Genomic DNA, 11,673 nt, shown 5'->3' with positions numbered 1-11,673 from the left:
TACAATGGCACTCAGCATTCGCCTGTCGCGTGGCGGCTCGAAGAAGCGTCCGTACTACCGCATCGTCGTCGCGGACGCCCGCAGCCCGCGCGACGGCAAGTTCATCGAGAAGATCGGCAACTACAACCCGCTGCTCGCCAAGGATGACGAGAAGCGCGTGGTGCTTGATGCCGAGCGTGCGAAGCACTGGCTGAGCAACGGCGCGCAGCCGACCGACCGCGTCGCCCGCTTCCTCGATCTCGCCGGCGTTCGCGAGCGTGCAGCCCGCAACAACCCGAAGAAGGCCGAGCCGGGCGAGAAGGCCAAGGAGCGCGCCGAGGAGCGTGCCGAGAAGCTGAAGGCAGCCGAGGAGGCTTCGCAGGCTGAGACCGAAGCAGTGATGGCGGCTGAAGTCGAAGCGGCAACCGAATAAGCATCCGATCGGATCATGGCGCGTTCCTTTGTTCGAAAGGAGCGTGCCATGACCAACGATCCCGATCCGCGGACTGCCGCCGATGACGATCAAGACCTCGCCAGCAACGAAGGCGTCTCGAGCACCGAGCCGGCCGAAGGCGGCGATGACACCCCCCCTGCCGAGGAAGGATCCCCCGGCGGGTGAGCCGCGCGTCGTGCTCGCCGCGATCACCGGCGCGCACGGCATCGGCGGGGAAGTGAAGCTGAAGCTCTTCGCTGAGGACGTGGCGGCCCATGCCTCGTTCAACGACGGGGCGCTGACGCTGAAGTCGCTCCGGGGCAACATCGCGCGCTTTGCCGAAGTGTCCGATCGCACCGCGGCCGAGGCGCTGCGCGGCACCGAGCTTTCGGTCCCGCGATCGGCCCTTCCTCCGCTGGAGGAGGGCGAATATTACCACGCCGACCTCATCGGCCTCCCCGCGGTGTCCACCGAGGGTGAGCCACTGGGCGAGGTGGTGGCCGTGGAGAATTTCGGCGCCAGCGATGTGGTCGAGATCGAGCGCCCGACCGGCAAGCGCTTCATGGTTCCGATGACCAAGCAAGCGGTGCCCGAGTGGGATGGCGAGAAACTCGTCATTGCTACGGCCTTCGCGGCGGAATAGCCGCCGCCCTTATTTCTATTCAGCGTCGCAGCGGGCGGCGCTCGCTCAGTTCATTGCGGATCGTCGTCGCGGCAACGCCCGCTTGGCCCATGGCGTGGCTGATCTGGTCCAACCCCCGCACCACGTCGCCCGCGGCATAGAGGCCGGGCAGGGTGGTGCGCTGGTGCTCGTCCGTCACGATGCACCCGTCGTCCGTTCCCCGCGCCCCGGCGGCCAGCGCCAGATCTGACCGCACCTTCGATCCCAACGCCGGATAAATGCTGTCGAACGCCACGCGCCCTTCCGCGGTATCGAGCGCGAGCCGTCCTTCCTCGATCGCATAACCGCCGCATGGCCCGTCGATCCGCGCGATGCCGGCCGCATCAAGCGCCGCGGCACATTCGTCGTCCAGCATATGTTCGGCATCCGGGGCGATCAGGGTCACGTCGCGCGAATACCCTCTGAGGAACAGCGCTTCGCGCATGCCATGCCCGCCAGTGCCGATCACGCCCACCTTCTTGTCGGTGACTTCATAGCCGTCGCAGATCGGGCAATAGCGCAGCAGGCCGTCGGCGAGCGCCCGGTGGTGCAGCGCATCGTCCATCTTCGGCCGGTTATTCACCACGCCCGTGGCGAGTAGCACGGTGCGCGCGTCGACCTGCATGTCGGAGGTGCGAATGATGAAATTTTCGCCGTCCGGCTCGATCGCGGTGACATCGGTGCGATGGGTGCGCACACCGAACGAGGCGGCCTGTTCGCTCATCCGCGCCAGCAACTCCTTGCCGCTGATCCCGCCCGGAAACCCCGCATGATTGTGCGTGCAAGGGATCAACGCGGCGCGGCTCGATCCATTGTCGAACAATGCGATGTCAAGGTGGAAGCGGGCGAGATAGATGGCGGCCGTCAGCCCCGCCGGGCCCCCGCCAATAATGACGCAGTCGTGCATGGCGTCCGGAGCGTTTCAAGCCGAAGGTGGTTCCCACTGGAAAGGGAGGCGCCGATGGGCTGGTTGATCGTGAGCGCGCTGGTGATCGCGGCGGTAACGGTGGGGGCCGCAAGGCTCGTCGTCGTCCGGGGCCTCGCAACGTCCACCCTCGGGCAGATCCTGCTTTCTGCCGCGTCGGTACCGATCGTCACGGCGGTCATCGCGGCACTGCTGATCGCGCTGCAATTCGCGCAGCGCGCGCCGGACGCGCATCGCGGCAGCTTCGGCATGGTGATCTTCTCGATCGTCATGTTCTGGTTCTACGGGCTGATGGCGAGCGTGCTGATCGGCCTCCCCACCGCCGTCGTCGCGGTGCGCGCGTTCCAGCGCGGTTGACGGGCAGGCGCCGCAAAGTATCGCTTCCGCCACTGGATTTGGGGGACGATCATGATCCGCGCTCTATCTGCCGCCCTGTTGCTCGCCGCTCCAGCGGCCGCCGTTGCTCAGCAGCAGGCGGCGCCGAACGCACCGATGCCGGCGCCCGACCAGCTCGACATCGCTGCAATGGAGCCGCAACTCACCGGCTATTTCGACGCTTGGATGAGGAACGCGCACGTCCCCGGCCTCGTCTATGGCGTGTTGAAGGATGGCAAGCTGGTGCTCGTGCGCGGTCTGGGCGTGCAGGACGTAACGACAAAGCAGCCGGTCACGCCCGACAGCCTGTTCCGCATCGCCTCCATGTCCAAGGCCTTCACCGCTCTCGCCATCCTGAAGCTGCGCGACGAGGATCGCCTGTCGCTCGACGCCCCGGCGGAGCGCTACGTTCCCGAAATGCGTGGCTGGAAGTACCCCAGCGCGGACAGTCGTCGCATCCGTGTCGAGGATCTGCTTCACCACACCGCCGGCTTCGTCGAGGACAATCCCTGGGGCGATCGTCAGCAACCCTTGTCGGAGGCCGCGTTCACCGCCCTGCTGAAGGCGGGCGTGCCGCTCGCGCAGGCGCCCGGGCTCAAGATGGAATATTCCAACCTCGGCTATGCACTGCTCGGCCGGATCATCAGCAACGTTTCCGGCCAGCGCTACCAGGATTACATCCGCACCAACATCATGGCGCCGCTCGGCATGGAGTCGACCGGCTATGACGTGCTGAACGGCCCGCAGGACAAGCGCGCCTTGGGTTATCGCTGGCAGGATGATGCCTGGGTGCGGGAGCCGGACATGGCCGACGGCACGTTTGGCGCGATGGGCGGCGTGCAGACGAGCGCCAATGATTACTGGCGCTGGGTCTCGTTCCTGCTGTCAGGCTGGCCGGCGCGCGACGATCCCGATCAGGGCCCGGTGAAGCGCGCCACGGTGCGCGAGATCGTCGAGGGCCTGAACTTCGTGAACACGGCCGAGCGCGCTGGACCGTCCGGCAAGCAGTGCCGCGTGTCGAGCGCCTACGGCATGGGCTGGCAGGTCGTGAACGATTGCGATGTCGGGCGGATCGTCACTCACTCCGGCGGCTACCCGGGCTATGGCTCAATCGTGATGATGCTGCCGGACGCCGGCGTCGGCGTCTTCGCCTTTGCGAACCGCACCTATGCGGGGCCTAGCCTACCGGTGATGCAGGCGCTCTATGCCCTGCGCAGTGCCGGGCTGGCGGATCGAACCGTGCCGGTCTCGCCCGATCTTGCTCGCGCCTATGACATCATGCGCGAGGTGTGGCGCACTGGCGATCCGGCGCGCGCGCCGCTCGCTAACAATGTCGTGCCCGATCGCGATCTCGCGCGTCGGCGCAAGGATGTTGCCGATCTCAAGAAGAAGGTCGGCGCCTGCCGGACGGACGCCGCGATCGCGCCGATTTCTGCCATGGAGGGCGCCTTCATTTGGCAGTGCGCGAACGGCAAGGTCGCTGGCCGCGTGCAGCGTGCACCGACGCCGGCGTTGAGTCTTCAGGTATTGAGCTTTACCGCCGCGCCGTGACTTTCCATGCCACCGTCCTGACGCTGTATCCCGAGATGTTTCCCGGGCCGCTCGGCTTTGCCATTGCCGGCCGGGCCTTGGCAGAGGGGCGATGGTCGCTCGACGCCGTCAACATCCGGGATTTCGCCACTGACCGCCATCGTACGGTGGACGATACGCCGGCAGGCGGCGGCGCGGGCATGGTGCTTCGCGTCGACATCCTCGCCGCTGCGGTGGACGCGCAGGGGCAGGGGCGGCCGGTGCTGGCGATGACGCCGCGCGGCAAGCCGCTGACGCAGGCCCGCGTTCGGGGATTGGCGGCGGGTTCCGGAGCCGTCGTCCTGTGCGGCCGGTTCGAGGGGTTCGACGAGCGGTTGTTCGAGGGCCGCGACATTGAGGAAGTGTCGATCGGCGACTATGTCCTCTCCGGCGGCGAGACGGCTGCGCTGGTGCTGCTGGATGCTTGCGTTCGGCTGCTTCCCGGCGTAATGGGCGCCGCTTCAAGTGGGGTCGAGGAAAGCCACGAAAGCGGCCTGCTCGAATATCCGCATTATACCCGACCTGTTGAATGGGAAGGGCGCACGATCCCCGAAGTGCTGCGATCGGGGGATCATGCGAAGATCGCCGCCTGGCGTCAGCGCCGGGCGGAGGAAGATACACGGCTACGGCGGCCGGACCTGTGGGAGCGCCACGTCGGCGCTCGGGTCAACCGCCCTCTGGCGCGCGGCGATGAACGGGAATGAGTTGAGATGAACCTGATCCAGCAGCTCGAGGCCGAGCAGATCGCGAAGCTGACCGCGAACAAGAAGATCCCCGAATTCCGCCCCGGCGATACGCTGAAGGTCGGCGTGAAGGTGGTCGAAGGTGAGCGTACCCGCGTCCAGAACTACGAAGGCGTGTGCATCGCGCGTTCGAACAAGGGCATGGGCTCGTCGTTCACCGTCCGCAAGATTTCCTTCGGTGAGGGCGTGGAGCGAGTGTTCCCGCTGTATTCGCCGAACATCGATTCGATCGAGGTGGTCCGCAAGGGCGCCGTGCGTCGTGCGAAGCTGTACTATCTGCGTGGTCGTACCGGTAAGTCGGCGCGTATCGCCGAGCGCCGCGACAACCGCCCGGCGAAGACCGAAGCCGCCGAGTAATCGGTCGGAACCGCAAGGGTTTCAGGAAAGGCGTCGGCGGGAAACCGCCGGCGCCTTTCGCTTGTCTGTCGCGCGCGTGATGGACGATCCGTGCCCTTCTAGGTCAGCGCGTCACCCTTGACGATCTCGACGATCCGATCGCCCAGTTCCACGCGCTGCGCACCCGGCTGGTCGAAGCCGATGCACGCGCCGCGCCGGAACAGCCGCACGCCAAGCCCCGTGGACAGCCCTATCAATGGCCGCCCCACATCCTCCGCGGTTGCATCCCGCTCGCGCAGCGCCACCCGGCCATGGGTCGCGGCAAGATCGTTCAGATAGTCGGCCACGTGCGGCCCATCGGTCGATCCGGCCAGCAACAGCCCGGCAAAGCTCGCCGGGTTGATCACCACGTCGGCGCCCGCCTGCCGCGCCAGTGCTTCGTTGTCGTCCGATCGGATCACCGCGCTGATCCGCACGTCCTTGGAAAGGCGCCGCGCCGTCAGGACGATCAGGATCGTTGTGTCATCCCGGCCAGCGGAGACCATCAGGGTCGATGCACGCTCAATTCGCGCCGCTTCGAGCGTTTTGTCGCGCGTTGCATCGCCATCCAGCACCACTGCGCCACATTGCTCCGCATGCTCGAGCGCTTCCGTGCCACGGTCGACCACCACGATCGTTGCCGGATCGGTGCCGCGCCGGATCAGCTCGCGCAGCGCTTCGGTGCCGCTGGTGCCATAGCCGGCGATCACGACATGGCCGGTCAGCTGTCGCTGGATCACTGACATCCGCCACCGCTGCCACGTGCGCTTGAGCAGGAAGTCATAAGCGGTCCCCAGGAAGATCAGCCACACAAACAACCGGATCGGCGTGACGATGAAGGTGTCGAACATGCGCGCGCTGTCCGTCACCGGCACGATGTCACCATAACCCACCGTCGTGACGGTGATCATGGTGAAATACAGCACGTCCTTGAAGCTGATATGGCCATCGATATTGTCGCGCAGCCCCTCGCGGTCGAGCCAGTGGCCGCCCAGCGCGATGCTGACGAGCGCGAAGGCCAGCGCCACGCGCAACGCCAGGCTGGCCCAGTCCGGCAGGCTGCTGCGGCGGCGCAGGTGCAGATCCTTGTTCGGTCGAAGGCGGCGCAGCATCGCGCCACCTAAGCGCCTGTTGTATCGGAAGTCACGCACGCGTCTTGCCGCTCCTCCCTCCGGGCCGAGGATGGAGCGCTGACCTTTGCGCTCCGCGGCGCGCGCCGCTAACCGGATCGTTCAATCAGCCGGGAAGAGTGAATGCGCATATGGATGGCGGCGATCGGGGCGGGTCTGGCGATCTGGTCGGCAACGGCAATGGCTGAGCCCTCGCCGGCGCCGGCGAAGCTTACGCTGCAACGCGTCTTCGCCAGCCCGGATCTCGCCGGCGATCAGCCGCAGGCGCTCCGCCTGTCGCCTGATGGCACGCTATTGACGTCGGTCCGCCCGCGCGAGGACGAGCGCAATCGCTTCGATCTGTGGGCGATGGACACGCGCACCGGCACGTGGCGGATGCTGGTCGATTCCAAGAAGATCGGCAGCGGCGCCGAGCTTTCCGAAGCCGAGAAGATGCAGCGCGAACGTGATCGCTCCAAGACGGGCAAGACCGGCATCCTCGATTATGATTGGTCGCCGGACGGCAAGTCGATCCTGGTGCCGATCGACGGCGAGCTGTTCGTCGCTTCGCTCGATGGCTCGGTGCGCAAGCTCGAAGGCACCAAGGGCGCGCTCAATCCGGTGATTTCGCCGCGCGGTGGCCATGTCAGCTTCGTGCGGGATCAGAATCTGTGGGTCGGCACCGCCGACGGCCCGGCGCAGGCGATCACGCGCGAGGGCGGTGGCACAATTCATTTCGGCGAGGCGGAGTTCGTCGCGCAGGAGGAAATGGGCCGCCGCACCGGCTATTGGTGGTCGCCCGATGACAAGAGGATCGCGGTCGAGCGCTTCGACGAGGCGCCGGTGCGCACCTTCACCCGCGCCGCGATCGGCGCCAGCGGTACCAGCATTTATCAGCAGCGCTATCCCGCCGCCGGCACGCCCAATGTGCTGGTCGATCTCTTCATCATGAACCCGGACGGTTCGGGCCAGGTGAAGGTCGATCTCGGGCCTGATCCCGACATCTATCTCGCGCGCGTCGACTGGACACCGGACGGCTCGGCGCTGCTGGTCCAGCGCCAGTCGCGTGATCAGCGCACGCTCGACATGCTTGTCGTCGATCCGGCCACCGGCGCATCCAGGGTGATGTTCACCGAGCGCGCCGGCGAAAAGAGCTGGATCAACCTCACCGACGCCTATCGCCCGCTGAAGGACGGCAGCCTGATCTGGCGCTCCGAACGCGACGGCTACGGCCATCTTTATCGCTGGCAGGCGGGCAAGTGGACCCAGCTGACGAAGGGCGACTGGTCGGTTGAATCGCTCGTCGCGGTGCACGAGCAGGCGGGGCGGCTGTTCTTCACCGGCAACCGTGACGGCGTGCTGGAGCGCCACCTCTATTCGGTCGATCTCGCCCGGCCAGGCGACGTCACGCGGCTGACGGAGCCGGGCTGGTGGCACGCCAGCGCCGCGGCAGACGGGCAGGGGTCGCGCTTCATCGTGTCGCGCTCCAACCCCGCCCAGCCCCGGCAGGTCTATCTCGCGGATGCGACCGGCAAGCGGATTGCCTGGGTAAACGAGAATGCCGTGTCCGGCGCGCACCCATATGCGCCGTATCGCGCCGCGCATCGCCCCACCCAGTTCGGCACCATCAAGGCCGCGGACGGCACGACGCTGCACTGGGAGATGATCACGCCGCCGTTGCAGAAGGGGCGACGCTATCCGGTGTTCTTCATGCACTACGGCGGTCCGCACAGCCAGGAAGTGGCGCGCGACTGGCCGGGCAACATGCCGCTGCGGCAGTTCCTGGTGCAGCAGGGCTGGATCGTCTTCCAGATCGACAACCGCGGCTCCGCCAACCGCGGGAAGGCGTTCGAGGATGCGATCTGGCACGCCATGGGCTCGGTCGAGGTGGAGGACCAGCTTGCCGGCGCCGCCTATCTGAAGACGCTGCCGTTCGTCGATCCGGACGCCATCGCTACCTACGGCTGGTCCTACGGCGGCTATATGACGCTGAAGATGCTGCAGGCCCATCCGGGCGTCTTTGCGGCCGGTATTTCCGGCGCGCCGGTTACTGACTGGGCGCTTTACGACACGCATTACACCGAACGCTACATGGGCGATCCGACGCGTGATGCGGCCGCTTATGCCGCCTCCAGCGCACTGCCGGACGCCGCAAAGACCAGCGATCCGCTGCTCCTCATGCACGGCATGGCGGATGACAATGTGTTCCTCGACAATGCGACCGCCTTCGCCGCCCGGATGCAGGCGGCGAACAAGCCGTTCGAGATGATGCTATACCCGGGCAAGGCCCATGGCGCGGTCCGCGACATCCATCCCTGGACGACGATCCTCGATTTCCTCGACCGGCACGTGAAGAAGCCAGCCGCGAAGTGAGGGGCGGACGAAAGTAAAGCTTGCTGGCACGCCCCGCACCGGGGCGGTATGGCCCGCGCGATCGGATGAAGGACGAAGTGAGATGGGTTACCGGGTAGTGGTCGCAGGCGCGACGGGCAATGTCGGTCGCGAGATGGTCAACATCCTCGCCGAGCGGGAGTTTCCCGCCGACGAGATCGCGCTCCTCGCCTCGTCGCGCTCCGTTGGCGAACAGCTCGAATATGGCGACACGGGCCGGATGCTGAAGGTCCAGAACATCGAGCATTTCGATCCCACCGGTTGGGATTTCGCGCTGTTCGCGATCGGCAGTGAGGCGACCAAGGTCTATGCGCCGAAGTTCGCCGCCGCCGGCTGCACCGTGATCGACAATTCGTCGCTCTACCGCATGGATCCGGACGTGCCGCTGATCGTGCCGGAAGTGAACGCCGATGCGATCGACGGCTATCGCAAGAAGAACATCATCGCGAACCCGAATTGCTCGACGGCGCAGATGGTGGTCGCGCTGAAGCCGCTGCACGATGCCGCCACGATCAAGCGCGTCGTCGTCTCCACCTATCAATCGGTGTCCGGTGCCGGCAAGGACGGCATGGACGAGTTGTTCCAACAAAGCCGCAACATCTTCGTCGGGGACCCTGCCGAGCCCAAGAAGTTCACCAAGCAGATCGCCTTCAATGTCATCCCGCATATCGACAGCTTCCTGGAAGACGGTTCGACCAAGGAAGAATGGAAGATGGTGGTCGAGACGAAGAAGATCCTCGATCCAAAGGTGAAGGTTACCGCCACTTGCGTGCGCGTGCCCGTGTTCGTCGGCCATTCCGAAGCGATCAACATCGAGTTCGAGAATGAGCTGTCGGCCGAGGACGCGCAGAAGATCCTGCGCGAGGCGCCGGGCATCATGCTGGTCGATAAGCGTGAGGACGGCGGTTATGTCACGCCGATCGAATGCGTCGGCGAATTCGCGACCTATATCAGCCGCGTGCGCGACGATCCCACCGTCGACAACGGCATCGCGCTCTGGTGCGTCAGCGACAACCTTCGCAAGGGTGCCGCGCTGAACGCGGTGCAGATCGCCGAGCTGCTCGGCCGGCGCCACCTCAAGAAGGCGGCGTGACGATCACCGGCGGCTGCCGTTGCGGCGCCTGCCGCTACGAGCTGGCGCTTGATGCGCTGCCGCCAGTCTATGCCTGTCACTGCCACATTTGCCAGCGCGCCTCCGGCAGCGCGTTCAGCGTCCAGGCGCTGGTCCGCGAGGAATTGCTGACCGTCTCGGGCCCGGTCGTGATCCACCAGATCACGACTGAGGACCGCACCTCGACCAGCGTTTCTGCGGCACCTGCCACGCGCGCATCTACAATACGAACACGCGGCGGCCGGGGATCGCGGTGGTGCGCGCCGGCACCTTCGACCGCTCCGAGGAACTGGACTGCCGCGCCCACATCTTCACCGCTTATCGCCAGCGCTGGGTAACGCTGCCAGATAATGTGCCGCAATGGGGTGAGGCCGCACCGCTTGACGACCTCGCGGCGGCGCTTCAGCGATAGGCGAACCGCCTACTCACTGTGCACCACCTCCACCTTGCCCTTGGGCTTCTGGAGCAGCAGCACCAGCGGCACCGCGGCGAACGAGATCCAGCTCATCAGGTAGAAATCGTCGAGATAGGCGATCATCGCCGCTTGCTTGTTGACCATGCCATCTGCCATCGACATCGCCGCGTCGGACAGCGTGCCGAGCTGCGCCAGCATGCCAAGATCAAACCCCGCCATCACGTTGCGCGTCACATGCTGTGACAAGTCCGCATGGCTCGTCTGAATGTTGCGCGCGAGCAGCACCGTCACCATCGAGATGCCGGCCGACTGGCCGATCGAGCGGAACAGGTTGAGCAGGCTCGCGCCGTCGGTGCGATAGCGATTGTCGAGCGTCGCGAAGGCTAAGGCGTTCAGCGGCATGAAGACGAGCCCCATGCCAAGCCCCTGTACGAACCCAGCCGTGATTACCGGCCAGAAGTCCATCTCCAGCGAATAGCCCGCCATCTGGCGCAGCGAGACGGCAAAGATCACCAGCCCCGTCATGATCACCAGCCGCGTGTCGACCCGACCCATCAACTGCCCGGCGAGCCACATCGTCGCCAGCACGCCGACGCCACGCGGCGCCATCATCACGCCCGTATCGATCACCGGATAGCCAAACAGGTTCTGCAGCATCGGCGGCAGCAGGGCCATTGGCGCCATGGTCGAAATGCCCACCACCAGCATGAAGAACAGGCCGGTGACGAGGTTGCGGTTGGCGAAGATCGCCCGGTCGAACAGCGGGTTCTTGGCCGTCATGAAGTGGATAATCGCCATCCAGGTGAAGGCGAGCGCCAGCAGGCCCTCGATGATCACTTCCCAGCTTTCGAACCAATCCTCGCTCTGGCCACGGTCAAGCATCAACTGGAACGAGGCCACCGCGACGCCGAGGTAGACGAAGCCCGCAAGATCGAACGATCGCGTCGCCTTCGGTCGGCTGGGCAGCAGGAACCACAGGATCGCAAAGGTCGCCAGGCCGACGGGCACGTTGACGTAGAACACCCAGCGCCAGTTGTAGCTCTCGGTCAGCCAGCCGCCCAGCACCGGCCCCATGATCGGGCCCACCATCACGCCCATGCCCCATACCCCCATCGCCTTGGCGGCGCGCTCAGGCGGGTTGATGTCCAGCATCGAGGTTTGCGACAGCGGGTTGATGAAGGCCGCGAACACACCCTGGAAGACGCGGAATATCACCATCTCCTCCAGGCTGGTGGCGATGCCGCACAGCATGGATGCGATGATGAAGCCCCCCACCGCGATCAGGAACAGGTTGCGGCTGCCGAACCGGTCGGAAAGCCAGCCCGTCGCGGGCAGGGCGATCGCGGTCGCGACGATATAGCTCGTCAGCACCCAGGTGACGGTGTCCACCGTCGCGCCAAGGCTGGTCTGCATGTGCGGCAATGCGACATTGGCGATCGTGGTGTCGAGGATCTGCATGATCATCGCACCCATGATGCCAACCGTCAGCAGCGCGCGGTTGTTGGTATGAAGCAGCGGCTTGCCCGGCGCCGGCGCGGCGGGCGCCTGGGAGGCGGGTGGCCGCCCGGGCAGGGCGCGCGATGCCAC

Annotated in this window: 14 protein-coding genes and 1 pseudogene; 11 read left to right on the top strand and 4 right to left on the bottom strand. The window is 65.8% G+C overall.

Annotation, left to right across the window (positions count from 1 at the left end):
• Positions 1 to 4 precede the first annotated feature (4 nt).
• The 3 genes from rpsP to rimM are packed head-to-tail and all read left to right on the top strand — an operon-like array spanning position 5 to position 1,055.
• A complete protein-coding gene (gene rpsP, locus ACH0AE_RS00840; protein ID WP_406875376.1) occupies positions 5 to 412 on the top strand; it encodes a 30S ribosomal protein S16 in 408 nt (135 codons plus the stop codon).
• Between the two features lie 48 nt (positions 413 to 460).
• A complete protein-coding gene (locus tag ACH0AE_RS00835; protein WP_294443106.1) occupies positions 461 to 598 on the top strand; it encodes a hypothetical protein in 138 nt (45 codons plus the stop codon).
• A complete protein-coding gene (rimM, locus tag ACH0AE_RS00830) occupies positions 558 to 1,055 on the top strand; it encodes a ribosome maturation factor RimM (RefSeq protein WP_294443107.1) in 498 nt (165 codons plus the stop codon). The genes ACH0AE_RS00835 and rimM overlap by 41 nt, the downstream gene beginning before the upstream one ends.
• A gap of 19 nt (positions 1,056 to 1,074) precedes the next feature.
• Here the strand turns inward: rimM and ACH0AE_RS00825 are convergent, their stop codons facing one another.
• Positions 1,075 to 1,980, bottom strand: a complete 906-nt coding sequence (locus tag ACH0AE_RS00825) for an NAD(P)/FAD-dependent oxidoreductase (RefSeq protein ID WP_294443108.1) — start codon at positions 1,978 to 1,980, stop codon at positions 1,075 to 1,077.
• 54 nt (positions 1,981 to 2,034) lie between these two features.
• Here ACH0AE_RS00825 and ACH0AE_RS00820 point away from each other — a divergent pair, with 54 nt between their 5' ends.
• Genes ACH0AE_RS00820 through rplS form a run of 4 tightly spaced genes read left to right on the top strand, consistent with a single transcriptional unit; the run spans position 2,035 to position 5,042 of the window.
• Complete coding sequence (locus ACH0AE_RS00820; RefSeq protein WP_294443109.1) at positions 2,035 to 2,355, top strand: hypothetical protein; 321 nt, start codon at positions 2,035 to 2,037, stop codon at positions 2,353 to 2,355.
• A 51-nt stretch (positions 2,356 to 2,406) separates the two neighbouring features.
• Positions 2,407 to 3,924 (top strand): serine hydrolase, encoded by a 1,518-nt coding sequence (locus ACH0AE_RS00815; protein ID WP_294443110.1) that lies wholly within the window; start codon positions 2,407 to 2,409, stop codon positions 3,922 to 3,924.
• The gene (trmD, locus tag ACH0AE_RS00810) at positions 3,921 to 4,646 is read left to right on the top strand and encodes a tRNA (guanosine(37)-N1)-methyltransferase TrmD (protein ID WP_294443111.1); all 726 of its coding nucleotides are present in this window, start codon (positions 3,921 to 3,923) and stop codon (positions 4,644 to 4,646) included. Before ACH0AE_RS00815 ends, trmD begins: the two co-directional genes overlap by 4 nt.
• A 6-nt stretch (positions 4,647 to 4,652) precedes the next feature.
• Entirely contained in the window at positions 4,653 to 5,042 is a 390-nt protein-coding gene (gene rplS, locus ACH0AE_RS00805) for a 50S ribosomal protein L19 (protein ID WP_294443113.1), read from the top strand.
• A gap of 98 nt (positions 5,043 to 5,140) precedes the next feature.
• Here rplS and ACH0AE_RS00800 read toward each other — a convergent pair whose 3' ends face one another.
• Positions 5,141 to 6,172, bottom strand: a complete 1,032-nt coding sequence (locus tag ACH0AE_RS00800; RefSeq protein WP_294443114.1) for a TrkA family potassium uptake protein — start codon at positions 6,170 to 6,172, stop codon at positions 5,141 to 5,143.
• A gap of 141 nt (positions 6,173 to 6,313) precedes the next feature.
• Here ACH0AE_RS00800 and ACH0AE_RS00795 point away from each other — a divergent pair, with 141 nt between their 5' ends.
• From ACH0AE_RS00795 to ACH0AE_RS00785, 3 genes and pseudogenes are all read left to right on the top strand, one after another.
• A complete protein-coding gene (locus ACH0AE_RS00795) occupies positions 6,314 to 8,542 on the top strand; it encodes a DPP IV N-terminal domain-containing protein (RefSeq protein WP_294443115.1) in 2,229 nt (742 codons plus the stop codon).
• 82 nt (positions 8,543 to 8,624) lie between these two features.
• Positions 8,625 to 9,653: an aspartate-semialdehyde dehydrogenase gene (locus ACH0AE_RS00790; RefSeq protein WP_294443117.1), complete on the top strand. Its 1,029-nt coding sequence runs from the start codon at positions 8,625 to 8,627 to the stop codon at positions 9,651 to 9,653.
• A pseudogene (locus ACH0AE_RS00785) lies at positions 9,560 to 9,784 on the top strand (GFA family protein); the annotation flags it as partial. The gene ACH0AE_RS00790 and the pseudogene ACH0AE_RS00785, both read left to right, overlap by 94 nt.
• Here the strand turns inward: ACH0AE_RS00785 and ACH0AE_RS00780 are convergent.
• The gene (locus tag ACH0AE_RS00780) at positions 9,730 to 9,882 is read right to left on the bottom strand and encodes a hypothetical protein (RefSeq protein WP_294443118.1); all 153 of its coding nucleotides are present in this window, start codon (positions 9,880 to 9,882) and stop codon (positions 9,730 to 9,732) included. The pseudogene ACH0AE_RS00785 and the gene ACH0AE_RS00780 overlap by 55 nt on opposite strands.
• A 6-nt stretch (positions 9,883 to 9,888) precedes the next feature.
• On the opposite strand from ACH0AE_RS00780, the gene ACH0AE_RS00775 reads away from it, so the two are divergent.
• On the top strand, positions 9,889 to 10,083 hold the full coding sequence (locus ACH0AE_RS00775) for a hypothetical protein (protein WP_294443159.1): 195 nt from the start codon (positions 9,889 to 9,891) through the stop codon (positions 10,081 to 10,083).
• Positions 10,084 to 10,092: 9 nt separating this feature from the next.
• Here the strand turns inward: ACH0AE_RS00775 and ACH0AE_RS00770 are convergent, their stop codons facing one another.
• The gene (locus ACH0AE_RS00770) at positions 10,093 to 11,673 is read right to left on the bottom strand and encodes a DHA2 family efflux MFS transporter permease subunit (RefSeq protein ID WP_294443119.1); all 1,581 of its coding nucleotides are present in this window, start codon (positions 11,671 to 11,673) and stop codon (positions 10,093 to 10,095) included.

This window comes from Sphingomonas sp. 179-A 2A2 NHS, from assembly GCF_045371305.1.
GTDB lineage: Bacteria > Pseudomonadota > Alphaproteobacteria > Sphingomonadales > Sphingomonadaceae > Sphingomonas.
This window is presented reverse-complemented; position numbering and strand designations above follow the sequence as displayed.

Bases quoted from the DNA above. Each gene is read 5' to 3' on its own strand.
- rimM (WP_294443107.1), top strand. From the start codon at position 558: ATGACACCCCCCCTGCCGAGGAAGGATCCCCCGGCGGGTGAGCCGCGC.
- ACH0AE_RS00825 (WP_294443108.1), bottom strand. From the start codon at position 1,980: ATGCACGACTGCGTCATTATTGGCGGGGGCCCGGCGGGGCTGACGGCC.
- ACH0AE_RS00800 (WP_294443114.1), bottom strand. From the start codon at position 6,172: ATGCTGCGCCGCCTTCGACCGAACAAGGATCTGCACCTGCGCCGCCGC.
- ACH0AE_RS00795 (WP_294443115.1), top strand. From the start codon at position 6,314: ATGCGCATATGGATGGCGGCGATCGGGGCGGGTCTGGCGATCTGGTCG.
- ACH0AE_RS00790 (WP_294443117.1), top strand. From the start codon at position 8,625: ATGGGTTACCGGGTAGTGGTCGCAGGCGCGACGGGCAATGTCGGTCGC.
- ACH0AE_RS00835 (WP_294443106.1), top strand. From the start codon at position 461: ATGACCAACGATCCCGATCCGCGGACTGCCGCCGATGACGATCAAGAC.
- ACH0AE_RS00820 (WP_294443109.1), top strand. From the start codon at position 2,035: ATGGGCTGGTTGATCGTGAGCGCGCTGGTGATCGCGGCGGTAACGGTG.
- rpsP (WP_406875376.1), top strand. From the start codon at position 5: ATGGCACTCAGCATTCGCCTGTCGCGTGGCGGCTCGAAGAAGCGTCCG.
- ACH0AE_RS00815 (WP_294443110.1), top strand. From the start codon at position 2,407: ATGATCCGCGCTCTATCTGCCGCCCTGTTGCTCGCCGCTCCAGCGGCC.
- rplS (WP_294443113.1), top strand. From the start codon at position 4,653: ATGAACCTGATCCAGCAGCTCGAGGCCGAGCAGATCGCGAAGCTGACC.